This window comes from Brevibacterium epidermidis NBRC 14811 (assembly GCF_001570805.1).
GTDB lineage: Bacteria > Actinomycetota > Actinomycetes > Actinomycetales > Brevibacteriaceae > Brevibacterium > Brevibacterium epidermidis.
In genome coordinates this window covers 275,272-302,218 of sequence record NZ_BCSJ01000003.1, presented here as the reverse complement: position 1 = coordinate 302,218, position 26,947 = coordinate 275,272, and the positions used below count along the sequence as shown (strand labels likewise).

The 26,947-nt window shown below is 63.3% G+C and carries 21 protein-coding genes; 10 read left to right on the top strand and 11 right to left on the bottom strand.

Features of this window, described 5'->3' with window-relative positions; translation table 11 throughout:
• The 3 genes from BEP01S_RS03030 to BEP01S_RS03020 all read right to left on the bottom strand — a co-directional run bounded on the left by BEP01S_RS03030 (window position 1) and on the right by BEP01S_RS03020 (window position 3,749).
• The gene (locus BEP01S_RS03030) at window positions 1–1,419 is read right to left on the bottom strand and encodes an FtsX-like permease family protein (RefSeq protein WP_083532485.1); all 1,419 of its coding nucleotides are present in this window, start codon (window positions 1,417–1,419) and stop codon (window positions 1–3) included.
• On the bottom strand, window positions 1,419–2,174 hold the full coding sequence (locus tag BEP01S_RS03025) for an ABC transporter ATP-binding protein (RefSeq protein ID WP_062240436.1): 756 nt from the start codon (window positions 2,172–2,174) through the stop codon (window positions 1,419–1,421). Before BEP01S_RS03025 ends, BEP01S_RS03030 begins: the two co-directional genes overlap by 1 nt.
• A 258-nt stretch (window positions 2,175–2,432) precedes the next feature.
• On the bottom strand, window positions 2,433–3,749 hold the full coding sequence (locus BEP01S_RS03020; protein WP_062240433.1) for a DUF445 domain-containing protein: 1,317 nt from the start codon (window positions 3,747–3,749) through the stop codon (window positions 2,433–2,435).
• Window positions 3,750–4,563: 814 nt separating this feature from the next.
• Here BEP01S_RS03020 and argE point away from each other — a divergent pair.
• The 3 genes from argE (at window position 4,564) to BEP01S_RS03005 (ending at window position 6,743) form a co-directional block, all read left to right on the top strand.
• Window positions 4,564–5,742, top strand: a complete 1,179-nt coding sequence (gene argE, locus BEP01S_RS03015) for an acetylornithine deacetylase (protein WP_062240431.1) — start codon at window positions 4,564–4,566, stop codon at window positions 5,740–5,742.
• Window positions 5,743–5,880: 138 nt separating this feature from the next.
• Window positions 5,881–6,099 carry a hypervirulence associated TUDOR domain-containing protein gene (locus BEP01S_RS03010; RefSeq protein WP_062240429.1) on the top strand — a complete coding sequence of 73 codons (219 nt, stop codon included), beginning with the start codon at window positions 5,881–5,883 and terminating at the stop codon, window positions 6,097–6,099.
• Window positions 6,096–6,743 (top strand): DUF488 domain-containing protein, encoded by a 648-nt coding sequence (locus tag BEP01S_RS03005; protein WP_083532483.1) that lies wholly within the window; start codon window positions 6,096–6,098, stop codon window positions 6,741–6,743. Before BEP01S_RS03010 ends, BEP01S_RS03005 begins: the two co-directional genes overlap by 4 nt.
• A gap of 313 nt (window positions 6,744–7,056) precedes the next feature.
• Here the strand turns inward: BEP01S_RS03005 and rplI are convergent, their stop codons facing one another.
• From rplI to BEP01S_RS02965, 8 genes are all read right to left on the bottom strand, one after another.
• Window positions 7,057–7,500, bottom strand: coding sequence for a 50S ribosomal protein L9 (rplI, locus tag BEP01S_RS03000; RefSeq protein WP_235355272.1), 444 nt, complete (start codon window positions 7,498–7,500; stop codon window positions 7,057–7,059).
• 31 nt (window positions 7,501–7,531) lie between these two features.
• A complete protein-coding gene (gene rpsR, locus BEP01S_RS02995) occupies window positions 7,532–7,771 on the bottom strand; it encodes a 30S ribosomal protein S18 (protein WP_025779604.1) in 240 nt (79 codons plus the stop codon).
• A 46-nt stretch (window positions 7,772–7,817) separates the two neighbouring features.
• A complete protein-coding gene (locus BEP01S_RS02990; RefSeq protein WP_062240428.1) occupies window positions 7,818–8,444 on the bottom strand; it encodes a single-stranded DNA-binding protein in 627 nt (208 codons plus the stop codon).
• Window positions 8,445–8,478: 34 nt separating this feature from the next.
• Window positions 8,479–8,769, bottom strand: a complete 291-nt coding sequence (rpsF, locus tag BEP01S_RS02985; protein WP_025779601.1) for a 30S ribosomal protein S6 — start codon at window positions 8,767–8,769, stop codon at window positions 8,479–8,481.
• Window positions 8,770–8,882: 113 nt separating this feature from the next.
• On the bottom strand, window positions 8,883–10,247 hold the full coding sequence (locus tag BEP01S_RS02980) for a glycosyltransferase family protein (protein ID WP_174521211.1): 1,365 nt from the start codon (window positions 10,245–10,247) through the stop codon (window positions 8,883–8,885).
• Window positions 10,248–10,273: 26 nt separating this feature from the next.
• Window positions 10,274–12,661 (bottom strand): transglycosylase domain-containing protein, encoded by a 2,388-nt coding sequence (locus tag BEP01S_RS02975; RefSeq protein ID WP_244882031.1) that lies wholly within the window; start codon window positions 12,659–12,661, stop codon window positions 10,274–10,276.
• 367 nt (window positions 12,662–13,028) lie between these two features.
• Window positions 13,029–14,735 carry an AMP-binding protein gene (locus BEP01S_RS02970; protein ID WP_062240427.1) on the bottom strand — a complete coding sequence of 569 codons (1,707 nt, stop codon included), beginning with the start codon at window positions 14,733–14,735 and terminating at the stop codon, window positions 13,029–13,031.
• A gap of 108 nt (window positions 14,736–14,843) precedes the next feature.
• Window positions 14,844–16,319: a CCA tRNA nucleotidyltransferase gene (locus tag BEP01S_RS02965; protein WP_062240425.1), complete on the bottom strand. Its 1,476-nt coding sequence runs from the start codon at window positions 16,317–16,319 to the stop codon at window positions 14,844–14,846.
• Between the two features lie 140 nt (window positions 16,320–16,459).
• On the opposite strand from BEP01S_RS02965, the gene BEP01S_RS02960 reads away from it, so the two are divergent.
• From BEP01S_RS02960 to BEP01S_RS02930, 7 genes are all read left to right on the top strand, one after another.
• Window positions 16,460–16,948 carry an NUDIX domain-containing protein gene (locus BEP01S_RS02960; protein WP_062240424.1) on the top strand — a complete coding sequence of 163 codons (489 nt, stop codon included), beginning with the start codon at window positions 16,460–16,462 and terminating at the stop codon, window positions 16,946–16,948.
• Window positions 16,945–19,251: a DUF6049 family protein gene (locus BEP01S_RS02955; protein ID WP_244882030.1), complete on the top strand. Its 2,307-nt coding sequence runs from the start codon at window positions 16,945–16,947 to the stop codon at window positions 19,249–19,251. The genes BEP01S_RS02960 and BEP01S_RS02955 overlap by 4 nt, the downstream gene beginning before the upstream one ends.
• 3 nt (window positions 19,252–19,254) lie before the next feature.
• Complete coding sequence (gene murJ / locus BEP01S_RS02950; protein WP_083532481.1) at window positions 19,255–20,874, top strand: murein biosynthesis integral membrane protein MurJ; 1,620 nt, start codon at window positions 19,255–19,257, stop codon at window positions 20,872–20,874.
• Window positions 20,875–20,896: 22 nt separating this feature from the next.
• The gene (locus tag BEP01S_RS02945) at window positions 20,897–23,491 is read left to right on the top strand and encodes a protein kinase family protein (protein ID WP_062240419.1); all 2,595 of its coding nucleotides are present in this window, start codon (window positions 20,897–20,899) and stop codon (window positions 23,489–23,491) included.
• 135 nt (window positions 23,492–23,626) lie between these two features.
• A complete protein-coding gene (trxB, locus tag BEP01S_RS02940; RefSeq protein ID WP_062240416.1) occupies window positions 23,627–24,613 on the top strand; it encodes a thioredoxin-disulfide reductase in 987 nt (328 codons plus the stop codon).
• A gap of 123 nt (window positions 24,614–24,736) precedes the next feature.
• Window positions 24,737–25,054 (top strand): thioredoxin, encoded by a 318-nt coding sequence (gene trxA, locus BEP01S_RS02935; protein WP_039211718.1) that lies wholly within the window; start codon window positions 24,737–24,739, stop codon window positions 25,052–25,054.
• 104 nt (window positions 25,055–25,158) lie between these two features.
• Window positions 25,159–26,295: an N-acetylmuramoyl-L-alanine amidase gene (locus BEP01S_RS02930; RefSeq protein ID WP_244882029.1), complete on the top strand. Its 1,137-nt coding sequence runs from the start codon at window positions 25,159–25,161 to the stop codon at window positions 26,293–26,295.
• The last annotated feature ends 652 nt before the right edge of the window (window positions 26,296–26,947 follow it).

Sequence of the window (26,947 nt, the reverse complement as noted above, 5' to 3'; positions counted from 1 at the left end):
TCAGGCCACGGCCGCCTCGGCGGTGGCCCGGTTCTCGGGGGCCGCCTCGGCGAGGGTGCGGTTGTCGGGGTCGATCTCGGTGACTCGGCGGACGAGCGGGCGGGTGACCTGCAGTCCCAGCCACACCATCGCGACCCCGGCCACGAGGACGGCTGCGACGGTTCCGACGGTGAATGGATCGCCGAGGTCGTTCACCGAAGCCATCAACCAGGCGAGGATCCCGCCGAGGAACAGGGAGAGGACGGTGACCAACAGGATCGGCGACATCACGGCGTTCACGGTCACCCGGTGCATCATCTGCTGGGTCATTCCGGCGGCGTGGAGTTCGCGGTAGGTCTGAGCACGGTCGAGGATGTCGGCGGCCTGATTGATCGTGGCCGAGACGATGACGAGGACGAAGGCGATGACCAGGGTGAGGATGAGTCCGGTGAAGATATCGTCGCCGAGGTGGACGTACGGACCCATGACCGCTCGGTCCTCTGCGGTGAAGTCCTCCTGACCGCTGCGCATCATCGCCGTTCCCGCTCCGCCGACGACAGCGATGAAGGTGATCATCGCGAGTCCTGCGACCCGGCGCCAGTACTGTCCCGGGGCGTCGGCGATCATCCCGGCAGCCATCACCGAGGCGGGACCGCGGGCGATTCTGCCTGCGATGCCGGCGTGGATGCGGATGCACAGGACGCCGAGCACGCTGATGAGTAGGAGGGTGATGCCGATCGTGGCGATGCTGTACATGATCGTCACCGCCATCGGCAGCTCCATCTGGGTGGAGACATAGGTCGCGATGGCCACGATGAGGATGAGCACGATGGCCGTGATGATGCGGGCCAGGGGGAATCTTCGGGGCAGCGACCGGGTGCGCACGCCCAGCGGGGAGACCTGGATCTTGCGCAGGCCGATCAGCGAGGCGATCAGGCAGACCGCCAGGAGGCCCACGATGACCGCGGCGAGCAGCCATACCGGCATGAGCAGTGCCTGGTAGCCCAAAGGTTCGCCGACGAACGTGATGAAACTCAGCGGCCAGGCGACCAGCAGATAGCCGCCGATTCCGGCGAAGATGCCCAGCGAGGCGGGGATGAAGGGTTCGGCGACGGCGATGAGGCGGATCGTGCTGCGTTGCGCCCCGAGCAGGGACAGGGTCGAGAGTCGTTCGTCCTGACGGCGGGCGCTCAGTTTCGCCGAGGCGACCCCGAGGCTGGTCGCGGGCACGATGAGGAAGACCGTGGCGAGGACGGCGAGGAGCTGGTACAGCTCGGCCACCTCGGCGTATCCCGAGACGTCGGGGCGGTCGATGAATGCCCAGGCGCCGGCGGCCACGGTGAGGAAGATCGTCGCGCAGGAGAAGAAGGCGATCCCGACAAGGCGCGACGTCATCGAAGTCAGGGACTGTTTGGACAGGAGGAGGGGAAGGATATTCATCACTGGGCGGCTTCCTGCATTGCCGAATCGGCGACGATGCGGCCGTCTGCGAGTCGCACGACTCGGGAGCAGCGGGCGGCGACGTTCTCATCGTGGGTGACGACGACGAGGGTGGACCCGCGCCCGACGGTGGAGCCGAGCAGCTCGGTGAGGACCTCGGAGGAGGTGCGGGAGTCGAGGGCGCCGGTCGGTTCGTCGGCGAAGGTGACGACGGGTTGGGTGACCTGGGCGCGGGCGATCGCCACTCGCTGCGCCTGGCCTCCGGAGAGCTGTCCGATCCGTTTGTTCAGATGCTCACTCAAACCGAGACGGTCGAGCCAGGCCCGGGCATGCTGGGTGGCGTCCGAGCGGTTCATGCCGGCGAGCATGGCGGCGAGCGCGACATTGTCGACGGCGGTGAGTTCGGGCAGGAGCAGCCCCTGTTGGAAGACGAAGCCGAAGACTTCGCGACGCAGAGCGGTGCGGCCGGATTCTTTGAGGGAGGTGATCTCGGCGGCGGCGCTGCGGTCGGTCGGCGAGAGTCGGATGCGGCCGCTGTCGGGACTGATGATGCCGGCCAGGCAGTGCAGAAGAGTCGTCTTGCCGGAACCGGAGGGTCCCATGATCGCCAGGGATTCGCCGAGGCTGATCGTGAGGTCGACTCCGGCGAGAGCATACGTCTGGTTGAAGTGCTTCGTGACGTTGCCGGCGGTGATGATGGCGGGGTGCTGAAGGATGGGCTGCTGCGCTGCGGCAGGATGCTGTGAAGAAGTCATGTCTCCATGTTTTCGCCCACCGAGCCGTGGCACTATGCAGTCAGCCCGTCAGCCGGTGCGGGATTTCCCAACCTCCGTTGACGGAAAACCGAGTTCGGGGACCGGGCTTGATGGTCTTCTGATACCACGACACCGACATGCGAGATCCGGGCTGGCTGCCCGTGGTCCCGCCCGAGCAACCGAACAGGTCTACTCCTTCGACATCTGGATCGTCTCCGGCGCAGAGGACCGGGCACCCTCGGTGCGGGTCTGCCGATCTCACCCCGGCAGGAGCACGATGACGGTGTGGATCACGAGGCCGACCAGCGCACCGATGACGGTGCCGTTGATGCGGATGTACTGGAGGTCACGGCCGACGTAGAGCTCGATGCGCTCGGCGGCTTCCTTCGCGTCCCAGCGCTCGATGGTGTCGGAGATGACGCTGGCGATCTCGGGGCCGAAACTCTCGGCCAGATCACCGGCGGTGGTGGCGATCCGGTCGTCGATGCGGCGGGAGAATTCCGAGTCCGCCTGCAGTCGGTCGGCGAATTCGCCGATGAGCTGCCAGATGCGGGCGCGGACTTCGCCGCCTTCGTCGATGATGGCCTCGCGCAGCAGCTGTCTGAGCGAACCCCAGATCTCGAGGACGGAGTCGACGACGCCCTCCTGGCTGAGCAGGTCGTTGAAGATCTCTTCGGCCCGCTGGGACAGGGATGAGTCGGATTCGAGGTCGTCGGAGAGGTCGACGAGCCACGCATCCAGCGCCTGTCGAGCCTTGTGGTATTCGTTGTCGCGGACGTCGGCGACCCAGCCGAGCACCTCGCGCTGCAATCGGTTGGCCAACTGCTCGTTGACGAAATCAGGGACCCAGGACGGTGCCCGATTGTGGACGATCTCATCGATGACCTGCGGATTGTCACCCAGCCAGCTGTAGGCCTCCGCGACGATGAGGTCGACGAGTCTGTGGTGAGCACCGTCGAGCACGATCTGACGCAGCAGCTGCGCGAGCACCGGTGTCTTCCGGGTGGCCACGAGCCGTGGAATGATCACGTTCCTGGTCAGCGCCTTGATGGAGTCGTCATCGATGCGCGCGAGCACGTACTCGAGGCCTCCTGCGGCACGGTCGACGACGATATCTCGGTTGGCGGGTTTGGCCAGCCAATTTCCGGCACGATGGGAGATCTCGGCGGATCGGATCTTCGTCGACACCGCCTCGGCGTGGAGGAAGTTCGCGGCGACGAAGGCCGACAGACTCGCACCGAGGGTGTCCTTCTTGCGCGGAATGATCGCGGTGTGCGGAATCGGCAGCCCGAGAGGGTGGCGGAACAGCGCGGTGACGGCGAACCAGTCGGCGATCGCGCCGATCATCGCGGCCTCCGAGGCGCGGGAGACGAACCCCCAGACGCCGGTGTTGTCGGTGAAGAGGTGGGTGGAGAGGAAGATGAGCGTGGCGAGGATGAGCAGCGAGAGCGCGAGCGTGCGCATCTTCTTCAGCCCGCGAGCGCGCTCTTGGTCCTCCGGCGTGAGCTCGGCCGGACCGCCGTTTCCGCTGCCGGCGCCAAAACGCGGTACGGATGGTGTCTTCTCGATCGACATCGTTACCCCCTGCTCCACGACTTTAGCGAACCCGGCCCTTCCACACGCATCCGCAGGCGGGTTCGCACCTGGGAATTCCGCGGAGAGCCCCGCCGCTCGGGCCGGGGACTCGCGCTGACCACGGACTCCATTCGCCCACGCCCCGCGCCGGCTCACGCCGTTGAAACTGGCCGTTCATCTCTCACCATTGCTCTCACCTCAGCGCGTTGCTCGCATACCAGCGCGCTTCTCGCATAACGCCTCGTTGCACCGAGTGGTTCTGCCACGACCCGTAGGGGATGGGCCCTTCCGAGCGAAGCATCGCGCTAGAATTCGACCATGGTCCGCCCATGGGGCGCCCGAGAACACTGAGTCGCGCAGCGCACCATCCGCTCGGCGACCGCGTCTCCCGATGAGGCGGACTTTGCAGAACTCCCTCCAAACCCTCGTGGCAGCGGCACAGCCCACGGGTGCAACTGGTGGGTTTGCCACTCTCACGAGTGCGTGTCACGAACGGTGCGGTGCGACAGCGACGGTGAGGGATACGCATTCCCGCCCACCCACCGCCCGCCCGCGACTTCACCGCGCCCAACTATGGGCCCGCCGCCTGTCCACCGTCCGCCCACCGACTGGGCCGGTGCCACGCGGCACAAGTCCGACACGTAGAGTGAGAAGGGTCTGGTCACCGCTGTCCTACCCGGGGACTACGCCCCTCTGGGCCCGTCTCCGCCCCTTGGAGACGTCCACCGTCCCCTCCGGGTCTACCGCGGCCCTCTTGCAGACGCAGCGATCTGACCGAACAGACACCACCCGCATCCGAAAGTCAGGAGCAGACGTGCCAGCGACACCCGCCGAGGCCACCATCACCGAGATCACGAATCTCATCACGTTCGACACGACGAGCCGGGACACGAACCTTCTGCTCATCGACCACGTCGAAGCCCGTCTCCAGGCCGCTGGCATCGAATCACGCCGGATCCCGAACCCGGAGGGCACGAAGGCGAACCTGCTCGCGACCATCCCCGCAGCCGACGGCACCACGACAGGCGGCATCGTCCTCTCCGGTCACACCGACGTCGTCCCCGTCGACGGCCAGGACTGGTCCTCGGACCCGTTCGCTCCGGAGATCCGCGACGGAAAGTACTTCGCCCGTGGCAGCGCCGACATGAAGTCCTTCATCGGCGTCATCCTCTCCCGCCTCGAAGCGCTCAAGTCCGCGAAACTCCGCGAACCCCTCCACCTCGCCTTCTCCTATGACGAGGAGATCGGCTGCGTCGGCGCCATCTCCCTCGTCGAAGCCATCACCGAAGAAGGACTGGCACCCCGCGGCTGCATCGTCGGCGAACCCTCGAGCATGCGCGTCATCCGCGGCCATAAGTCGATGAACGTCTTCCGCGTCGAATTCCACGGCGTCGCCGCCCACTCCTCGCTCACCCCCGAAGGCGTCAACGCCATCGCCTACGCCTCCGAATTCGTCGCCTTCGTCCACGCAGTTGCTGCCGAATTCCGCACCGAGGGACCGTTCGATGAGGCCTACGTCGTGCCCTTCACATCGGTCACGGCGAACACGTTCACCGGCGGCATCGCTGTGAACACGATCCCCGCCGAGGCGACCGTGCAGTTCGAATTCCGTTCGCTCGGGTCCGTCGACCGTGAGGCCCTCATCGGCCGCTTCCGCGCCGAGGCCGAACGCCTCGGTCGAGCCATGGCCGCCGAGAACGAGACTGCCGGAGTCGATTTCACGATCGAAGCCGAAGCTCCTGGCTGCGAAACACCGGCCGATGCGGACATCGTCTCACTCGCCGCGAACTGGGGCGGAATCGCTACCGACGACAAGGTCACCTACGGCACCGAGGCGGGGTTGTTCTCCGAAGCCGGCATCCCAACTGTCGTCTGCGGCCCCGGAGACATCGCCCAGGCACACGCTCCCGACGAGTTCATTGAACTCGAGCAGATAGCCGCTTGCGAATCCTTCGTCGACGCCCTCATCGCCGATCTCACCGACCGCTCCTAGGACAGTCTCCGCCTACTCCGTGACTCCGACCTGTTCGGAACCCGGTGCAGAGCTCTCCCGGTTCTGCACCGGATTCCCCTCCACGTCCACTCGTGTTTGGATGGAGTCGACAGCTACCTTCAGCAGCAAGGAGGCACCATGGGAACCGAATTCTCCGTCGGCGATCATGTGGCGTGGAACTCAGAAGCTGGAGAGGTGTCCGGGACGATCACCGACGTCCACACCTCAGACTTCGACTACAAGGGCCACAACCGCCGCGCATCGACCGATGAACCGCAGTACGAGATCAAGAGCGACAAGACCGATCACATCGCCGCTCACAAAGGCAACGCCCTCCACCTCGTCAACGACGAATGACGGGGCAGACCGCTTCGTCGACACGGAAGACGGACACTGCTTCGAATGCCTGGACCGACACTGAATCGGCAGACGCGAAGAACCCGCCGCGCCTGCTGACGGTCGGGCATTCGAATCGTGAACTCGACGAGTTCATCGATCTCCTCACGAACACCGGCACCGAGGTCGTCGTCGACGTCCGCAGACTCCCGGGTTCGAATAGGAATCCCCAGTTCAACGCCGACACCCTTGAGGCCGACCTCGCGGGGGTGGGCATCGAGCTGCGCCATCTCCAGGGTCTGACTGGTCGTCGACCAGTCAGTCGCTCGGTGCCCTTCGAGACCAACGCCTGGTGGCAGAACAGAAGCTTCCACAACTACGCCGACCACTGCCTCTCCGAGGAGTTCCGAACCGACCTCGAGACCCTCGTCGGCTGGAGCGAAGGCACGCGTTGTGTGCTCATGTGTTCGGAGGCCGTGTGGTGGCGCTGCCATCGCAGGATCATCGCCGATCAGCTGCTCGCCCGCGACCTCCCCGTCGCACACATCCTCGGCAAAGGGCATGTCGATGCGGCGAAACTGAGCGACGGAGCCCGCCTCGGCACCGAACGAGCCCCCAAATCCGACAGTTCGGCCGGTGTCCTCACCTACCCAGGCGACAGCTGACTGGTCCGAATCGCCCGGATTCCTGAGCATCCCTCACCATTACCGGCACACCCCACCGTTGCAACGAGAGGTAGTACCGCCCCCGCGGTGATTTGAGAGCATCACAACGACGTGTCGGGAACGCGTAGGGATGCTTCACCGTCCGCTGCCGGCACCGTCCGCTGCAGACGGGCGCCATCGACTGCGCGCACAGCCCAGCCCACCCCACGAAAAACGCCGAGGCGGCACCTGACCTCAGGTGCCGCCTCGGCGGTGGTGCGGTGGGGCCGTTCAGACCCTCACCACGTCCGAATCATTCGGACGCAGGCCTCGATCAGGCCTTGCCGATGACCTCGAACTTGATCTTCGCGGTGATCTCGTCGCCGACGCGCACGACAGCGTTGTAGCTGCCGGGGGTCTTGACGTGACCGGTCAGTGCAACCTGACGGCGATCGAAGTCGCGTCCGGTTGCGGTCTGCAGGGCCTCGGCCACGAGGGCAGGGGTGACGGCGCCGAAGAGGCGACCGTTCTTGCCGGCCTTCATGTCGATGCGAGCCGTGGTCGACTCGAGTTCGCCCTTGACCTTGATGGCTTCGTCGTGATCGGCGATCTGCTTGGCCTGACGGGCCTTGCGCAGAGTCTCGATGTGCTTCTCAGCGCCGGCGGTCCAGGCCGAAGCCCAGCCACGAGGCAGAAGCAGGTTACGTGCGTATCCGGCACGAACCTCGACGACATCGCCGGCGGCACCGAGGCCGTCGACTTCCTGGTTCAGAATCACTTTGCGGTTAGGCATTATTCTTTCCCTCCGATCAGCGAGCTGAGCTCGAGTAGGGCAGAAGTGCCATCTCGCGGGCGTTCTTGACGGCCTTTGCGATGACGCGCTGTTCCTGCACGGTCACACCGGTGACGCGACGTGCACGGATCTTGCCGCGGTCGGAAATGAACTTACGGAGCGTAGCGGTGTCCTTGTAGTGGATGTTCGCCGCTTCGCCCTTCTTGAGCGGATTAGCCTTCTTCTTGATAGGCTTCCGGATCTCTGGCTTTGCCATGAGTATCTCCTGTTGACGAGTGTCTCGAAATGTCTTCAGACGTGGATCAGAACGGTGGTTCATCGGCGCCGGGGTTGCCCCAGCCGCCGTTGCCGCTCTGCGGGTTCGATGATGCCCACGGGTCATTGGCGGGTGCGTTGTTGCCGCCCTGGCTGTAACCGCCCTGGCGCTGTCCACCCTGCTGGCCGCCCTGCTGAGGGTTGTTGCCCCAGCCGGAGGACTGCTGGTTGCCGAAGCCGCCCTGCTGGCCGCCTCCGCCCTGGCCTCCACCGAAGCCGCCGCCACCGCCGAAGTTTCCTCCGCCGCTGGGGTTGTTCTTCGTCACCTGGGCGGTGGCGCGTCGCAGGCTGGGGCCGACTTCGTCGACGTCCAGCTCCATGACCGTGCGCTTCTCGCCTTCCTTGGTTTCGAAGGACCGGGACTTCAGTCGGCCCTGAACGATGACCCGCGTACCGCGCTGCAGAGATTCGGCGACGTTCTCTCCCATTTCACGCCATACCGAGCAGCGCAGGAACAGGGTCTCCCCGTCCTTGAACTCGTTGGCCTGACGGTCGAAGATACGCGGCGTCGAGGCCACGGTGAAGTTAGCGACTGCCGCACCGTTAGGTGTGAAGCGCAGTTCGGGATCGCTGGTGAGGTTCCCGACGACCGTGATGACTGTTTCGCCTGCCATTGAATCTCCTTGAAGCGAGGTAGCTTAAGATGCCTTACTTGGCGTCCGGGCGGAGGATCTTCGTACGCAGAACGGACTCGTTGAGTCCGAGCTGACGGTCGAGTTCCTTGGTCGTTGCAGGCTCGGCGTGGAAATCAACCACGACGTAGTAGCCTTCAGACTTCTTCTGGATCTCGTACGCGAAGCGACGACGTCCCCAGATGTCCACGTTGTCGACGGTGCCGTTCTCAGCCGGGACAACCTTGATCAGGTTGTTCACGGTGTCAGCCAGCGTCCGCTCTTCGAGGTCGTTATCAAGAATGAGCATGAGCTCGTACTTACGCATATGTCACCCACCTCCTCTGGTCTTTGCGGCCATGGTCGGTCCATGGCAGGAGGGTATATGCATGTCCGTCCCGAATCCGTGATGGTCACGAAATGGGAACAGACCTCACTAGTCTAGTCGACGCTCCCGTGCGCTGTCATGTCCGCGTTCGTGGGCTTGCTTACCTCGCCCGCCGGGCCCTGCCCGGCTTGAGCGACCGGTTCTTCCCCTCGCCGAGGCAGCCCTGCCGTGGCCATGCCACCGCGGATCCGTCGCCGGTAGAGGTTCTCCCCGGCCATGATGACGACGAGGACGAGGGCGAGGAGTCGCAGCAGGGCGAAGAGCGCCACGAAGGCAGGGTCGAGTCCCTTATCCGCTTCGAAGCCGGTGACATCGCCGAGGCGGATACCCACGGCGAAGACCGCCTCGGCGAGTGTCCACACGATGAGGACCCACCACCGACGGATGGACAGGGCGACGAAGGGCAGCAGCCACAGGCTGTCCCAGGGCATGAAGCCCGGTGCCAACAGCAGACAGCCGCCGATGAGCAGGCACGCGGACACGGCCGGGTCGAGGCCGGTGCGTCGCACCATGTACAAGGCGACGGCGACCGCGATGACGACTCCGCCGCTGGCGATGATCCACAGCGGGGCCCACAGCGCACCGTCGCCGAGTTCGGCCATGACGAGGATCGAGGCGAAGGAGCCGCCGTCGACGGCGTCGGAGTACCAGTGGACGATCCGGTCGATCGCGGTGAGGTCGAGGACGAGGAGCAGCGCCGAGGTGACCGTGGCCGCGGCGAGCATCATCCGTGGATCTCGCGGCCGCAGTCTGCCGGCCGGGTGTGGTCCGGCCAGGGTGAGGGCGAGGAGGACGAGAAGGGCGAGCGGATTGATGAAGGTCGCAATTCCCAGCAGCACTCCGGCCAACCAGCCGCTCGCACGCACAGGTGGGGAGCCGACGAAGAGGATCATCGCCCAGATGCTCAGGGCGAGCGCAACGGGGTCGAGCGTGGAACCGAGGGTGAAGAGGATGGCTGGGGAGGCGAAGACCGCGATCAGCCAGGCCCGTTCGCGAGCGAGGACGAGCAGTCCCGCACCGAGGGCGGCGATGCCTGCCGTGTTGAGCAGGAGGACGACGATCATGAACAGGGAGACGTCGCCCACGAAGAGGTGGAGCAGGTCGACGAGTCGCCCTTCGAGCGGTGCCAATGCGGCCGTACCGCCGTGGGCTCGGCCGAGGACCTCGGGGTTGACGTCACCGACGAAGGCCGTGGACAGCGGACCTGAGCACATCCTCGCCGAGGCGGCCGGCTCCTTGTATCCCGAGTTCAGGCACGGTCCCTGCAGGGCGAGGGCGAGGAAGGTGGTGACGCCGAGGACTGCGGCCAAGACATAGGCCTGGGTGCTGCGGAACCGGCGACCGGCAACACCGAGGTGAATGCCGACCGGACCGCCGAGCAGAGGCTCGGCGATCCGGGTACTGGGCTTCGAAGGCATGGCTAGAGGTTACCGGTCAGCGGCGGTCAGTCATCGTCTGAATTGCCTTCGTCACCGTCACTGCTCGAACCATTTCCGCCCTTGCCATTGTTCGAACCGCTTCCGTCACCGCCGTTGTCTTTACTCCCGGGAGGATCTACGGGCAGCGGCGCTGGCTTCTTGGTCTCCGGCGGATCCTCCTTCTTTCCGTCGTCGCCGGAGTCCTTGGAATCGTCGGACCCGTCCTTCGAGCCTTCTTCCTTGCCGTCCTCCTTGGAATCCGAGTCCTTGTCCTTGTCCTTCTCGTCCTTCGGAGTTTCGATCGGGGCCTCGGTCTCCTTGTCCTCGTCGCCGTCGCTGTTGTCAGCGGGAGCCTCGGGCTCAGGTTCTTCCTTGGGTTCGGGCTTCGGAGCCGGGGCCGGGTTCGTATTCTTCGGCTTGGGCTTGTCGGGCAGTTCGCCGCGTGCCGGGAACTGTTCGACCTTCTCGCCCTGGAGCGCAGTCTGCATGTAGTCCGTCCAGACCTGCACGGGGAAGGAACCACCGGTGACTTCGCCGCGTCCGCCGTAGGCACCGATCGACATCTGCTTGCCGTCGACCTCACGGTAGAGCACGACCGACGTCGCGAGGTTCGGGGTGTAGCCGGAGAACCAGGCCGCCGTGTTTCCGTTCGTCGTACCGGTCTTACCTGCGGCAGGACGACCGAGGTTCTGGGCGTAGCTGCCCGAACCGCCTTGGACGACCTGGCTCAGAGCATAGGAGGTCTCAGCGCCAACGGCCTTGTCGAAGACGCGCTTTCCCTTGTCCTCTGCCTTGTACACTTCCTTGTCCTCGGCGCCCTGGTGGATCGTCTTGATCGAGTGGGTCTCGTGGTGGACGCCGTTTGCAGCGAAGGTCGCGTAGGCCGAGGCCATGTCGAGGGGCTTGACGCTCGGAACTCCCAGCACGGTGGACGGGTTTGCGGGGTCCATGTCAATGGTGCACCCGCCGGTGTTGCCTGCCTTCTTCTCCTTATCAGTGCAGTTCGGACTGACGCCGGCACGAGTGGCGGCGTCGATCGTCTTGTCGGTTCCGACCTGCACGTTGAGTGCGGCGTAGGCGGTGTTGATCGAGGACTGTGTCGCCTTGAGCAGACTTACGGGACCGTAGCTCGTATTGCCGAAGTTCTTCACGTGCCATGGCGTGCCATTGTTGTTGATCGTCGTCGGGCTGGCACCCGGGTACGAGTCAGTCAGTCGCACGCCGTTCTCCAAGCCTGCGATGAGCGCGAAGGGCTTGAACGTCGAACCGGCCTGCACATGGCTCTGTGTCGAGGCGTTGAACGCCTGATCGAGGTAGTTCTTGCCGCCGTAGAAGGCTTCGATTCCGCCGTCATCCGGGTTGATCGAGACGAGCCCGGTCTGCATGCCTTCGGGCTGGTCTTGCGGGAGCGTCTTGATCGCCTGCTCGGCGGCCTTCATCCGATCCTTGTCGAAGGTGGTGACGATGTTGTAGCCACCGCGGTCGAGCTGGGCTTCGTCGATGTCGAGCTTCCGCAGCGCCTCGCGGCGGACGAAGTCCCACATGTAGCCCTTCTGGCCCGAGAGTGAGGACTCCTTGTTCTGCTTCCTCACCTCGGGCATCTCGACCTTCGCGGCCTGTTCTTCGGTGATGAAGCCTTCGTCGACCATATTCTTGACGACGTAGTTGAAGCGATCTTCATAGGCCTCGGGATTGTCCGAGGGGTCGGCGGCACCTGGGCGCTGGATCATTGCAGCCAGCAGAGCAGATTCGCTGACGTCGAGTTCCGAGGCCGGCTTGTCGAAGTAGTTCTGTGCAGCCACTTCGACGCCATAAGAGCGGCGGCCGAGGTAGATGGTGTTGAGGTAGTTCGCGAGGATCTCGTCCTTCGACTGCTGCTGGTCGATCTTCAGCGAGATGAACATCTCCTTGATCTTGCGATCAAGCGAGTGCTCGTTCGTGAGGTAGAAGTTCTTCACGTACTGCTGGGTGATCGTCGAACCGCCACCCGCGTACTTGTTCGTGGCCACACCGACGACGGCGCGGGAGAGACCCTTGATCGAGATGCCGCGGTTCTCGTAGAACGAGGTGTCCTCGGCAGCGATCGCGGCCTTCTGCATGGGTTCGGAGATCTCATCGATCTCCACGGACTTGCGGTCCTCGACCTTGTACTGACCGATCGGCGTCTTGCCGTCGTTGTAGTAGATCGTCGAGGTCTGACCGGTGGCCTCGAGGTTCGGCTCGGGAATGTCCGTAGCGGCATACCCGATGGCGAACGCCACGCACAGGGCGATGACGAGGCTGAGCCCGCCGACGACGAGCACGCGAATGCTCGGCAGATAACGAGTCCATCCGCTCACACCCGCTCTGGGGTAGTTGAGCAGGTTCTTCGTATTCCTGCCGATGTTCTTGGCTGTGTGTTGTCCCTTAGCCACCCAAGGTCCTCCAGGTCAGTCAGCCTGCCGCAATGCGTGGCGACGAGGTCCGAAAAAGGTCAAAGACGCCAATCAGTCTCGCACGCATTCATTAGTAGAGGTTGAAAAAGTGCTGAGCCTGACACCCTGCAGACACGCCAGGTTACCGAATAGTTCTCAGAGTAACCCCGGATTCGGCATCTCACCAGGCATTTTAATTCACCGCCGGAGAATCAACTATGACGAGTGCGTGTTTGCTCACATTCAACTTCCGTGCGCACTTTTCCGCATCCCGCCGACATTCAGCGTCCCGTTCAAGCGGGAACTCACTTTCCGACCAGTGTATTGACCGAAAAGCGCGCTCCCACTTCAACGAGTCGCTATGTCCTCAGCTCTTGAGATCGAAGTCCGTGTCCGCGTACTCGTTGCCCTCGACTACGGGCTCGCCGCTGAACGGATGCAGCTGGTCTTCGCGGGCTCGCAGCTCGACGCGACGGATCTTGCCGGAGATCGTCTTCGGCAGCTCGGCGAACTCGAGACGACGGATGCGCTTGTACGGCGCGAGGTGCTCCCGGCAGTAGGCGAGGATCGAACGCGCAGTCTCGGCATCGGCCTCGAATTTGCTCGACACGACGACATACGCCTTGGGCACAGCCAGTCGCACCGGATCCGGCGAGGGCACAACGGCTGCCTCGGCGACGGCCTCGTGTTCGATGAGCACGCTTTCGAGCTCGAAGGGGGAGAGTCGGTAGTCGCTGGCCTTGAACACATCGTCGGCGCGGCCGACATAGGTGATGAAGCCGTCCTCGTCGCGGGAGGCTACGTCTCCCGTGTGGTAGACGCCGCCTTCGAAGGCTTCTGCGGTCTTCTCCGGGTTGCTCCAATATCCGGTGGTCAGGCCGATGGGACGGGGATCGAGGCGCAGGCAGATCTCACCCTCGTCGCCTTCCTCACCGGTCGCTGGATCGATGAGCACGACGTCGAATCCGGGCAGAGCCTTGCCCATCGAACCGTATTTGAGTTCCTGATCGGGCGAGTTGCCGATCTGCAGGGTCGACTCGGTCTGGCCGAAGCCATCGCGGATGAGCACACCCCAGTCGCTGTGCACGCGGTCGATGATCTCGGGGTTGAGCGGCTCACCGGCACCGAGGGCCTTCGTCGGAGGAGTCTTCAGGTGCTTCAGATCGGCCTGGATGAGCATGCGCCACACGGTCGGCGGAGCGCAGAAGCTCGTCACTCCCACCCGGTCCATGGTCTCCATGAGGGCGTTCGCGTCGAAGCGCGAGTAGTTGTAGAGGAAGACGCAGGCCTCGGCGATCCACGGGGTGAAGATATTCGACCAGGCGTGCTTGGCCCACCCGGGCGAGGCGACGTTGAGGTGGACGTCGCCGGGTGTCAGACCCATCCAGTACATCGTCGAGAGGTGACCGACGGGATAGGAGACATGGGTGTGGGCGACCATCTTCGCCTTCGAGGTGGTGCCCGAAGTGAAGTAGAGCAGCATCAGGTCATCGGCGCGCGAGCTGCCTTGAGGGTCGAATTCGGTGCTCTCGTCATCGGCGTCGGAGTAGCTGTAGTCCTGCTGGCGAGTGGGTTCCCCGCCGACGACGATGCGGACGACTTCGACATCGACATCATCGAACTTCGCGGCATCCTCGGCGCCGGCGACGACGAACTCGGCGTGACCGCGCTCGGCACGGTCGGTGAGGTCGATCGGGCCCAGCTGCGTGGTGGCGGGCATGAGCACGGCACCGAGCTTGATGCCGGCGAGCATCGTCTCCCACAGCTCGACCTGGTTGTTGAGCATGACCATGACATGGTCGCCGCGCTTGATTCCTGCCCGGCGGAAATGATTCGCCACCTGATTCGAACGAGCGGAGAGCTCCGCGAAGCTCCACTTGCCCTCGGAACCATCCTGTTCGACGATCCACAGTGCCGGCTTGTCGTTGTTCTCGGCGATCTTGTCGAACCAGTCGAGGGCGAAGTTGAAGTGATCGAAACGCGGCCATTCGAACTGTTCGCGCGCAGCATCATAGTCGCTGCGGAGCTCGATCAGCTTGTCTCGGGCCGCGCGGAAGTCCTCGGTCACTGTCATTGTGGTCTCCTCACTTATCGCCACCGTCACAGCCTGTGACGTCTCACACAAATCTAAACGATATTGAAGCTACCAGCACCGATCAGTCGGAGAGCAGGCGGGGGTCGGTCACTGACCGTGAGTCTCCCACCAGGATCGCAGCTCCGCCTCGGCGCGTTCGGGCCCGAGCGGTCCGTGCTCCATCCGCAGCTCGAGCAGATGCTTGTACGCCTTGCCCACCAGCGGCGATGGTTCGATGTCGAGGATCGCCATGATCTGCCGACCGTCGAGATCCGGACGGATCGAATCGAGCTCCTCCTGTTTCGCCAGAGCCTCGATGCGCTCTTCCAGGTCGTCATAGGCGAACGCCAGCCGGTCGGCCTTGCGCTTGTTGCGGGTAGTCACGTCCGCGCGGGTGAGGATGTGCAGGCGTGAGAGCAGCCGTCCGGCGTCCGTGACATAGCGGCGCACCGCCGAATCCGTCCACCCGGCATCGCCGTAGCCGTAGAAGCGCAGGTGCAGTTCGACGAGGCGGCCGACCGCCTTCGTCGTGTCCTTGTCGAAGCGCAGCGCCTTCATCCGCTTGGCCGTGAGCTTCGCGCCCACCGCATCGTGATGGTAGAAGGTCACGGCACCGCCGGGCTGGAAGCGGCGAGTGGCGGGTTTGCCGACATCATGCATGAGTGCTGCGAAGCGGACGGTGAAGTCCGGCACGCGCAGGCGCTGCGGATCGTCGTCGGCCATTCCGGCTTCCCGCTGCTTCTCGGCGTACCGGCCCTCGAGTTCGACGGCCTGACGCAGCACGGTCAGCGAATGCTGGTAGACGTCCTTGTGCCGATGGTGCTCGTCCGTCTCCAACTGCAGTCCGGACACTTCGGGCAGAACATGGTCGGCGATGCCGGTGCGCACCAGCAGGTCGATTCCGGCGACCGGATCGATGCCGGTGATGAGCTTCACGAGTTCGACCTGGACGCGTTCGGCGGAGATGATCTCGATCCGATCGGCCATCGCCGTCATCGCCTCTTCCACCTCAGCCACGGGATCGAGCCCGAGCTGGGCGGTGAACCGAGCCGCGCGCATCATCCGCAGCGGATCATCGGAGAACGAGTCTGCGGCGGCACCGGGAGTGCGGATGCGTCCGGCGATGAGGTCGTCGAATCCCTGATGGGGGTCGACGAAGGTCTTCGACGGCAGGCGGATCGCCATCGCCCCGATCGTGAAATCGCGGCGAACCAGGTCGGCGTCGAGGTCTGTGCCGAAGGCGACCACCGGTTTGCGCGAGTCCTCTTCGTAGGCTTCGGCACGGTAGGTCGTGATCTCGATCTGCACTCCGGACTTCACGGCCCCGATGGTGCCGAATTCGCGCCCGATGTCCCAGTGCGTGTCGACCCAGTCGGCGATCAGTCGGAGGATGTCGTCGGGGTGGGCATCGGTGGTGAAGTCGAGGTCGGGCATGGGGCGACCGAGCAGCGCGTCACGGACGGAACCGCCGACGAGGGCGAGTTCGAAACCGGCTGAGGAGAACCTCTGACCCAGCGGGCCGAGGATGTGCTCGAGTTCGTCGAGCTTGTCGTGCAGTCGGTTGTGCGCGGTCTGCGGATCCACCGAGCTCCTTCGGTTCTTCAGATTTCTGCTCTTGCCCATGGGAACTCGCCTCCCGCGTCCAGGCGCGAGTTCCGGTCTCCATAAGACTACCGGGAGCCGATGACACGAAACTTCCAAGCTTCGCCTACTAAGGTAGGAGAATGACCACACCGATGCCCAAGCCGGGACCCCGCACGTCCCGCCGCACCACAGTGGAGGAGATCTCCGCCGGTGGCATCGTTGTCGACTTCTCACATCCGAAGCTGACCGTGGCCGTCATCGCGCGCATCAATCGCGCCGGCCGGATCGAATGGTGCCTTCCCAAGGGACATCTCGAGGGAACTGAGACCCCCGCCGAGGCGGCCCGTCGTGAGGTCGAAGAGGAGACCGGGATCGCGGGGCAGATCATCTGTCCGCTGGGAACCGTCGACTACTGGTTCACCGTGACCGGGATCCGGATCCACAAACTCGTCCACCATTTCCTGCTGCGTGCACAGTCGGGGACTCTGACCGTGGATAATGATCCTGACCAAGAAGCGATCGATGCGGCGTGGGTGCCCTTCAATGACCTGCGTTCGCGCCTGTCGTTCGCCAATGAGCGCCGAATCGTCGCCGCCGCCCGACCGATGGTGTCCCGACTGGAGCAGTGAAACCCATTCCGATCCGCCGTATGCGATTCCTCACCGCCCTGCTGAGCACACTCCTGCTGCTCGCAGGGTCAGTTTTCGCATACCCGCTGCTCACCGCCGCGCCGGCAGCCGCCAGCACCGATGCGAACAAGGACTCCGATGCCGATAAGGACGAGGTCTCGATCACTCTCGACGAGGTGACTCCGTGGATCGATGACGAAGGCACGCTGACCGTGCGGGGAAAGATCTCGAACACGACGAAGAAGGCGGTCGAGAAGCCGAGCCTGAGTCTGCAGATGTCGACACGCAAGCTCGATTCCGAATCCCGCCTGACGTCCTGGAAGCAGGGGCAGGCACAGCACCGCACCGTCGCCGATCTCGAACATGATGGAGCCGAGGCCAGAGAGAAGGCGAAGAAGGACAACGACGCCGATTCGGATGACGACTCGGGAAGCACCCTCGACACTTCGTTCGAGGACACCATCGATCCCGGTGCCACTGCGGAGTTCACCTTCCGTGTTCCCGCCGACGATCTCGATCTGAGCAAGTCCTCACCCGTGAGTTCTTGGGGTCCCCGAGGGCTGGCGGTCCAGCTCGGCGACGAGACCGGTCTGCGGGCCTCTGCCCTCGGCTTCACCACGTGGTACCCGGACCCGGAGTTCGATCAGACGAAGATCAGCGTGCTCGCTCCCGTCACCCTGCCCGGCCATTCCGAGGGCGGACTCATCCCTTCCGACCGGCTCGATGCCGCCATCGCCGAAGGCGGTTCGCTCGACACGATCGCGAAGCTCCTGAAACACAAGGAACTCGCGCTGGCGGTCGATCCGCGAGTCATCGCCTCCTTCGAAGCCGCGATCGCCGAACCTCCGGCCGCCGACGCACCGGAGGAGACCGACGAACCCAGTGCGGACGAAGGCGATGAGACCCAGTCGCCGCCGGTCGGGGCACCGGAGAACGATGACGCCGATTCCAGCGGTGCCGATCTCGAAGCCGAGGAGGACCAGCGCAAACGCCTCGATTCCTGGTATCAGGACTTCGTGGAGGCGGCGAAGAAGCACACTGTCGTCGCCCTGCCCTATGGCGACCCCGACCTCAGCGCCCTGCGCGGGACGAAGATCGACCGGCTGAGCACCTTCGCGCAGAAGCAGCGCGAGATCGTCAAAGACGTCTTCCCCGACGCCCGTACGGACATCGCTTGGCCGGTGGCCGGAAGTGCGACGAAGAACGGTCTGCGTGCGCTGAAGAAGTCCGGCAATTCCACTGCGATCATCAGCGATGCTCAGCAGCCTTCGATCACCGGCATCCACGATGATGCGCATTCGCAGACGACGGTCACCGATGACGGAGAGTCGACGATCGACACCCTCATCTCCGATTCGAAGCTGACGGACATGAGCGCCGAGGCGATCGCCGAGGACAACCCCGCCGGGGCACTGTCCGAACTCGTCGCGGAGTCTGCAGTGATCCAATCCGAGGCCCCCTACCGCACCCGCAGCCTGTTCGTTCCGCTCCCGCGCGCGGCCGCCTCGACGAATTGGGAACAGACCGTCGAGGAACTGAGCTCGGCACCGTGGATCGCCCCCACCGGGGTCGACGAGATCCTCGACTCCGGGTCCGAGTCGCGCGGACTGCTGCGGACGGATTCCGACGCTCCGCACATCCGGAAGAGGGCCGTGAAATCCCTGGCCGAAACCCGGGCGAACCAAGAGGACTTCAACAGCGTCTTCACCGACCGTGAAAGCGCCGATATCCGGCTCGACCGCGAACTTCTCACCTGCACCTCGGCGGCGTGGACCCTGGGCCGGAACGCGAACATCTGCGCCGGTCAGGCCCGCGAGCAGAGCGAGAAGCTCATGGACAGCCTGCACCTGCGCAAGGGATCGTCCGTCCTCCTCGTCACCGGCGAGAAGACGACGATCCCGGTCACGATCGTCAATGAGTCTCCCGCCGAGGCGACCCTGCGGATCCGTATGAAGCCGAACACTCCGCAGCTGCGGGCGCAGGAGACGGAGACCGTGAAGGTGCCCGCCGCGGAGACGATGCGTGTGGACGTGCCCGTCGAAGGCCTCGCCAACGCAGATGTGCCCACGACGATCGAGATGGTCACCGCCGACGAGGTGGTGCTGCCCAAGCATGAATCCCTCATGGTTCGGGTCCGCGCCGATTGGGAGAACATCGGCACCGCTGCGATCGGATTGGCCTTGGCAGTCGTGTTCGTGATCGGCTTGATCAAGACCATTTCGCGCGGCCGACCGAAGATCCCCGAACAGCAGATGGCCGATGCGATGGCCCGCGCCAAGACCGACGACCCCGAAAAGAGGTAGAGCGTGTCCAGCTTCTCATCCCTGGCCCGGTCCTCAGCGATCATGACCGCCGGCACCATGACCTCCCGCATCCTCGGGTTCGTCAAAGCCTCGATGCTGGCCACCGCGATCGGTGTCACCGCGGTTCAGGCCGATGCCTTCGACATTGCGAACAAGGTGCCCAACACGCTCTACATGCTGTTGGCCGGGGGTGTGGTCAATGCCGTGCTCGTCCCGCAGATCGTGCGTGCCTCCAAACGCGAGGACGGCGGCGCCGACTTCACGAACCGGCTGCTGACCCTGTCGTTCCTGCTCCTCGCGGGCGTGAGCATCATCGCCACCGCTGCGGCTCCGCTGCTCGTCTGGCTGTACTCATCAGGGTGGAGCGATGAACAGATGGCCCTGGCCACTGCCTTCGCCTTCTGGTGTCTGCCGCAGCTGTTCTTCTACGGCCTCTACACACTGCTGGGCCAAGTGCTCAATGCGAAGTCATCGTTCGGTCCCTATATGTGGGCCCCTGTGCTCAACAATGTCGTCGCGATCGCCGGTCTCGCCGCCTTCATCCTCATCTTCGGCACGAACAACGCTTCACCGCACGATCTCGACACCTGGACCCCGGACAAGATCGCCCTCATCGCAGGCACGGCGACTCTCGGTGTCGCGGCACAGGCGCTCATCCTCATCTGGCCGCTCAAGCGCATCGGCTTCAAATACAAGCCGACATTCGGCTTCCGCGGAGTCGGTCTCGGTTCGGCCGGCAAGGTCGCGTTCTGGACGTTCTCGGCCATGCTCGTCGGGCAGATCGGCTTCCTCGTCATCTCCCGTGTCGCGTCGGGGGCGTCGATCCCCGGCGACGGAAACGCCTCGAACGCCGCGTATACGACCGCCTACCTCGTGTTCATGCTCCCGCATTCGCTTATCGCGGTGTCCTTGGCTACGGCTCTGTTCACCTCCCTGGCAAAGGACGCGGCGAACAATGACACCGAAGCAGTCGTCAGCGACTTCTCCATGGGTGTGCGGATGGTCGGATTCGTCAACTCCTTCGCCGCCGTGGCCTTCATCGTTCTCGCCACCCCCGTCGCGATGATCATCGCCGGTGAGGGACGGGAGCAGGCCACCGCCATCGGTCTGGTCATCATCACAATGGTCTTCGGACTCATTCCCTTCAGCGCGAACTATCTCGCGCAGCGGGTCTTCTATGCCTATGAGGATGCGAAGACTCCCTTCCTCATTCAGCTGCCGCAGATCATCTTCCAGTCCCTGGCGGTGCTCTCGGCAACGATCTTCCCGAAGTCGGTGACGGTGGCGATCATCGGACTGGTCATGAGCCTCGGATACCTCATGGCGATGATCATCTCGTTTGCGGTCCTGAAGAAGCGCCTCGGCGTCATCGACCTGCGTGAGATCCTCACTTCGCATCTGAAGTTCCTCCTCGCAGCGATCGTCGCTGGCGGCGCAGGGTTCGGTCTGCTCTACTTCTTCCCGGACTTCGCCTTGGCGGGACGCTGGCAGGCGTTCATCACCACGGCCATTGTCGGCACCGTGATGCTTCTGTTCTTCATCGGAGCTTGTTATTTGCTCAGAGTCAGAGAGTTGCATTCGATAATTGACGTAGTAGCTGGAAAACTAAGAAAAACAGCCTGAGCCCTTTGAATCCCCACCGGAGGTGGTCGCCCTGATCGATATCGAACCCGGCATGGTGGTGGCCGGCCGTTATGTCGTATCGACCGTCGACCGTCGGTGGCTGCCCGAGAAGCCCGAAGTCGGTGCCGTCTGCACCGGACTCGATGCGATCCTCGACGAACCCGTGCTCATCCTCGTCGCTGATGCCGATGGATCCAACGACGTTCTCGAAGCCGCCCGTCGCGTATCGATCCTCGGTGACCCGCGCATCGCCCCGACTCTCGACGTCGGACATTCCAATGGGCTCGACTACATCGTCATCAAGCGCATCGCGGTGACGCCGTTCAACCAGATCCTGCCGCGTTCGCCGCTGCCCGTCGACGCCGCGTGCGCGCTCATAGGCGAGGTCGGCTCGGCGCTCGTGACCTCGGCCAGGCGGGGACTGTTCCATATGTTCCTGCGGCCGAGCGTGGTCGGACTGACCTCGAAGGGTGCGGTGGTCATCGCAGGCATCGGCATCGATGCGGCACTGGCGCTGGACACCGGGCTCGTCGAGCAGAAGGACTACACGCCGACGAAGGCATCACGACGAGACGCGCTGGCTCTCGTCCAGCTCTTCTACACGGCTCTGACCGGTTACTGGCCCGGTGAGGAGTCGTTCGACGGCATCCCTCCTGCGGAGAAGGAGAACGCCCGGATCGCCCGGGCCCAAGCGCTCAACCCCGACGTCCCCGACAAACTCGATGATTTCGTCAGCGGCATCATCACGGGTTCCGATCCCGGTCCGGGTTCGGTCGCCGAGGTTCTCGGCTACATCGATGACTGGGATCCCGAACTGCTGCGCTACGTCAATCGTGCTCCAGTGGCGGAGAACGAGAACCTGTTCCAGCAGTCACCGCGCAGCTTCGACGAAGCCACGAGCCTGCCCGCACCTCGTTCGAAGACCATCGGACCCGGCCCTGAAGGTTCGGCCAGCGCCAGCGAAGATCAGGTGCAGGCTGCCCTCGTGCGCATCGGCATCACCCGTCCGGGAACGCGGGGACTGGCTGCCGGAGTGGTCGGACACACCACGGGCCGGTATGCCAACCGGATGCAGATGCGCGAAGCCTCGAGCTTCCCGATCGCCAAGGAACAGCTCGACAGCGCCGCCCAGGACTGGGAGGAATGGCAGCCGGAGCAGACGTATTCGGAGTATTCGGAGTACGCAGAACACGAATACGACGAGAACCTCACAACCCCGATCATGAGACGGGAAGACGATTCGGATCCGGATACTCAGGCACTCGAGATCGTCCCCGAGAACGACGACGAGGGTGACGAGAACGATACCCGCGTGATCATGGACGACGAGGATGAGGACGACGGTTCCTGGTTCCTCGGCGGTATGTTCGAAACGAACGAACAGCAGCGCGAGCATCAGCGCCGTGAGTACGAACGTGAAAGGCGAATCGCGAACGCCAAGGAGGAAGAGGCGCGCAGGCGTCTTGCCGCTTTCGAGGCGAGTTCTGTTGCCCGTCAGCAGGAAGCGAATGCTGCCGCACCGCCGAAGGAGATGCGCAGGCTATCCCCGGATTCCGTTGACGATCAGAATACGGTCGACGATCAGAATGCCGGTGGTGCATCCAGCGCCGAGGCGGCCGCGAACTCCTCATCCGTCCGTCCGGCCGAGCGCAAGGCCGGCAAACCACGCCAACAGCACAGCGATTCGACCGATGCAGCACGGGCTGCGTCAGTGAAGAACCGAAACAAGACTACCGGGGCAGCAGGTGCTGCCGTGGCCGGAGTCGCAGCGGCGGGAGCTGCAGCAGGTGCCGGAGCGAAAGCCCGTGCCGACAATTTTGGGCCCGCCGAATCCGGCGGCTCGACCGGTGCTGCTGGCAGCAAAGCGAAGAAGTCCTCCAGAGCCGCTGGCGCAAGCTCCGCACCGGCCGGCGCCGCGGCCGCAGCAGGCGGTGCCGGCGCTGGTGGTGGCGGCAGCGCTGCTTCCGGTGGTGCAGGCAATGGTTCGGGAGGTTCCGGTTCCGACCAGCGAGATCCCGCGGCCACGCGGAAGCCCTTCCTGTGGCTGGTTCTCGGCCTTGCAGTCGTTGCCGCAATCGTGCTCGGCATCGTCATCATCGGATTCAACTCGGGGGACGAGGAGTCCGCCCCAGTCTCCGAATCCTCGGCACCAAGCGAGCAGCCGAAGAAGGAAGAGAAGAAGACGCCGAAGGCAGATCCGCCGAAGATCGAAACCGTCGAATCCCTCGACCCCGAGGGCGATGGCTCGGAACACGACAGTGAAACCGAGAACGTCATCCCTGAGACCGACGGGTCCTGGAACACCGACCGATACAACTCGGCGAGCTTCGGCAATCTCAAATCAGGAGTCGGTCTGCTCTTCGAGTTCGAGGATAAAACCACCATCAGCAAGGTGAAGGTGGCGTCGGGGAACTCCGGAGGCAAGTTCGAGATCCGCGACGGAGACGACCCCGAGGACGCGAAGGTCATCGGCGAAGGCGTCTTCGATGCCGACGGTGCTGTCACCGTGAAGTTCGATGAGGAGGTCGAGACCGACAAGCTCATCCTCTGGATCACCGACCTGCCACAGACCGATGGCGGCTTCAAGGCCACCATCAGTTCCGTGAAGTTCTCCTGAACCAGTAGGTAGGTTTCACACCGGAGGCTGGTGCGGAATAGTCCTCGGCACCGTACCGTTATAGATACGAACGTCATTTCGCGCGGCATTCCGCGGCGCACCGAGCAGAGCAGATAGAAGCAGGGAACTTTTCACATGACTGATACTCAACTAGTGATCATCGGATCGGGACCGGCAGGTTACACCGCAGCCGTCTACGCGGCCCGCGCGAACCTCGCACCTGTCGTCATCGCCGGTTCGGTGACCGCAGGCGGCGAACTGATGAACACGACCGATGTCGAGAACTTCCCCGGATTCCCCGCCGGCGTGCAGGGACCGGAACTCATGGAGAGCATGCGCGAGCAGGCTGAGAAGTTCGGTGCAGAAGTCATCTATGACGACGTCGAGACCCTCAAGCTCAACCCGGGCGCTCATGAGATCGTGACCGCACTGGGCTCGCGCTACACCGCAAAGGCAGTGATCCTCGCAACCGGTTCGGCATACCGTGAGCTGGGCCTGCCCAATGAGAAGAAGCTCTCCGGTCACGGAGTCAGCTGGTGTGCCACCTGCGACGGATTCTTCTTCCGCGATCAGCACATCGCTGTCATCGGTGGAGGCGACTCCGCTCTCGAGGAAGCCACCTTCCTCACACGTTTCGCGTCCAAGGTCACTCTGGTTCACCGCCGGCAGGAGCTGCGTGCTTCGCAGGCCATGCAGGATCGTGCGAACGCCGATGAGAAGCTCGAGTTCCTTCTCGATTCCGAAGTCGCCGAGGTCCACGGTGAGGACTCACTCACCGGTCTGACCATCCGTAACACCGTCACAGGGGAGACCTCTGAGCTGCCCGTAACCGGCATGTTCGTGGCCATCGGTTCCGACCCGCGTACGAGCCTGTTCGCCGATCAGCTCGAGATGCGCGCCGACGGGTACCTCAACGTCGACGGACGCACCTCGAAGACGTCTGTCGAAGGCGTCTTTGCGGCAGGCGATGTCATCGACTCCGTCTACCGTCAGGCGATCACTGCTGCCGGTTCGGGATGTTCGGCTGCACTCGACGCCGAACATTACCTCGGTGATCTGGAGGCGGCCTCCAAGCCTGCCGTGGCAGAAGCTGCCGCAGCCGAAGCTTCCGTCGCTTCCTGACCTCGGAATATCCGCTCGCAGCTGTACAACCCACACACGAAGGGGGCGAGCGGATCCGCCGGGGAATGAAAGAACCGGTTCCACTGTTCTGCTAGAGACATTCGTTGTGAAGGAAGGTTACTCATGTCGACAGAAGTCACTGACGCAACGTTCGAAGAGAACGTACTGAAGTCCGACAAGCCCGTGCTCGTCGATTTCTGGGCTCCTTGGTGCGGCCCCTGCCGTATGGTCAGCCCCATCGTTGACCAGATCGCTGAAGAGCACGGAGACAAGCTCAACGTGGTCAAGGTCAACACCGACGAGAACCTCGAGACCGCAAGCACCTACGGAATCACCTCGATTCCGGCGCTCTATGTGTTCAAGGACGGCGAGGTCGCCAAGACCATCATCGGCGCACGCCCGAAGCCGGCCCTCGAGGATGAGCTCTCCGACTTCATCTGATCAAGTTCTAAGGCGCCTGTTGTAATATCAACAGGCGCCTTAGGCATTTCTGGGCGCCACCCATTACTGACCCTCGAACCGCATCATCGAAGATTGGCACCGCATTGACGAACACGAACTTACCGCGCTATACGCGCGGCGACATTTCCGAGATGCTGCCGAATATCAAAGCTCAGATGGCCCGCCTGGGTCTCAATGTCGGTGATACCGAGACCGCGGATTTCGATCGAGCCTTTGAGCTCGGTGTCAGGCAGTTCCAGCAGGATCGGGGGATCCTCTGCGACGGTGTTTTGGGCCCTGAGACGTTTTCAGAGCTCGAACAGGCTCGATACCAGCTCGGTGACCGTGTGCTACGATTCGACCCTGTCAGGTTGCTTACAGGCGATGATGTAGTCAACCTCCAGACCAAGCTCGCGGGATTGGGCTTCTATCCGGGACGAATCGACTCTGAATACGCAGCCCTGACCGAGACAGCCGTCAGGGAACTGCAGATGAGCCTAGGCACGAAGGTCGATGGGGTGACCGGTCCTCAGACTCTACGTGGACTCGATGCCATCAACCGCAACCAGGACACCGGCAACCTCTTCGCCCTTCAGGAGCGCGCACGCGTTGCAGCTTCGGGCACATCACTCGTCGGGCGGACCTTTGTCATCGAGGCGGCAACTACAGTTGTAGATTTCCAGAATCTACCGATGACGGATGAGCAGTCCGCGCTCGAACGTCAGATCACTTTGGATATAGCAAGTCGCCTTGTTGGTCGGCTGGAGGCTATCGGGGCCGGTGCACTCCTTCTGGAAGGAGACGCCGTCGAAGTCAATCGAGCAGATACTCTTGGCGCATCGGCGGTCATCACTGTGACTGCAGACGTGAGCAAGTCCAAAGATGCCAACGGCGTCGCTACTTTCTTCTTCGGCCACGAGCGTCAGTCAGATCTCAATTCGCCCACTGGACAGAAGCTGGCGGAGCTCATCCAAGGGGAAGTGGTCGCACGCACCGGAATGCTGGATTGCCGGACCCACGCTCGTACATGGTCGTCGTTGAAGCGGCTCAGGACTCCGAAAGTCCATGTCGTCAGCGGTTACCTCACCAATCAAGAAGATCTTGAGAGCCTCCAGGATCCGCACGTCCGAGACGCTATTGCAGACGGAATTGCTGCTGCACTGCAGCGGCTCTACATCGTCGAAGATAAGGATCCTCAGACCGGCACACTCAGTCTCGACGCCATCAAAGCGCTGAGCTAGCCCTAGCCGATCCCACCGCCCTATCAGGCGCCGTGCTCCCTCATCGGAGCGCGGCGCTTCACTTATCCCAACTTGAAATGGCTCCACTGCACCACTGGTCTCTTTCCCTGATTGTCGACCGATACCTGGAAATCCATCAACACAGTCGCATCGCAACTAGATGATTGCATAAGGCTTCATGACTAGAGACGGGTTCATGGTCGCCATCGAAGGTACATTGGCGTAACCACGGCACAACGAACTGTCGTAGAAGGGACCAACCATACCGCGAACCAAACTATAGGAATATGGATCCGTGAATCAGTGACTCGCCCGTTTCACGTGAAACAGCACACCGATGAACAACCAACTATTTGACCCAACGGAAGAGCCACAAGAACCACTTTTCGGGCAACCGAATCCGTAACCAGTAATGTTTCACGTGAAACCGTTGATAGTGCGACCGCTGCCAGGGGACGAAGAGACCGCGGCCAAATTCACTAATAGCACGCGGTACCGCATAGCACCGTCACCTTTCTCGGTGCATCCAGTGGGTTCAAAGGAATTCAGAATCCGAGTAGCGGCAGACAGGCACCACCATCGCCGCGGAACTGACAATACCTGCGACACATCCGAATATCGCGGACAGAGTACTCGGGCACGACCGGGTCCG

What these genes read in the sequence shown, in the direction of transcription:
- BEP01S_RS03030 (WP_083532485.1), bottom strand. Translation starts at nt 1,419, where the DNA reads ATGAATATCCTTCCCCTCCTCCTGTCCAAACAGTCCCTGACTTCGATG.
- BEP01S_RS03025 (WP_062240436.1), bottom strand. Translation starts at nt 2,174, where the DNA reads ATGACTTCTTCACAGCATCCTGCCGCAGCGCAGCAGCCCATCCTTCAG.
- BEP01S_RS03020 (WP_062240433.1), bottom strand. Translation starts at nt 3,749, where the DNA reads ATGTCGATCGAGAAGACACCATCCGTACCGCGTTTTGGCGCCGGCAGC.
- BEP01S_RS03010 (WP_062240429.1), top strand. Translation starts at nt 5,881, where the DNA reads ATGGGAACCGAATTCTCCGTCGGCGATCATGTGGCGTGGAACTCAGAA.
- BEP01S_RS03005 (WP_083532483.1), top strand. Translation starts at nt 6,096, where the DNA reads ATGACGGGGCAGACCGCTTCGTCGACACGGAAGACGGACACTGCTTCG.
- rpsR (WP_025779604.1), bottom strand. Translation starts at nt 7,771, where the DNA reads ATGGCAAAGCCAGAGATCCGGAAGCCTATCAAGAAGAAGGCTAATCCG.
- BEP01S_RS02990 (WP_062240428.1), bottom strand. Translation starts at nt 8,444, where the DNA reads ATGGCAGGCGAAACAGTCATCACGGTCGTCGGGAACCTCACCAGCGAT.
- rpsF (WP_025779601.1), bottom strand. Translation starts at nt 8,769, where the DNA reads ATGCGTAAGTACGAGCTCATGCTCATTCTTGATAACGACCTCGAAGAG.
- BEP01S_RS02980 (WP_174521211.1), bottom strand. Translation starts at nt 10,247, where the DNA reads ATGCCTTCGAAGCCCAGTACCCGGATCGCCGAGCCTCTGCTCGGCGGT.
- BEP01S_RS02970 (WP_062240427.1), bottom strand. Translation starts at nt 14,735, where the DNA reads ATGACAGTGACCGAGGACTTCCGCGCGGCCCGAGACAAGCTGATCGAG.
- BEP01S_RS02960 (WP_062240424.1), top strand. Translation starts at nt 16,460, where the DNA reads ATGACCACACCGATGCCCAAGCCGGGACCCCGCACGTCCCGCCGCACC.
- trxB (WP_062240416.1), top strand. Translation starts at nt 23,627, where the DNA reads ATGACTGATACTCAACTAGTGATCATCGGATCGGGACCGGCAGGTTAC.
- trxA (WP_039211718.1), top strand. Translation starts at nt 24,737, where the DNA reads ATGTCGACAGAAGTCACTGACGCAACGTTCGAAGAGAACGTACTGAAG.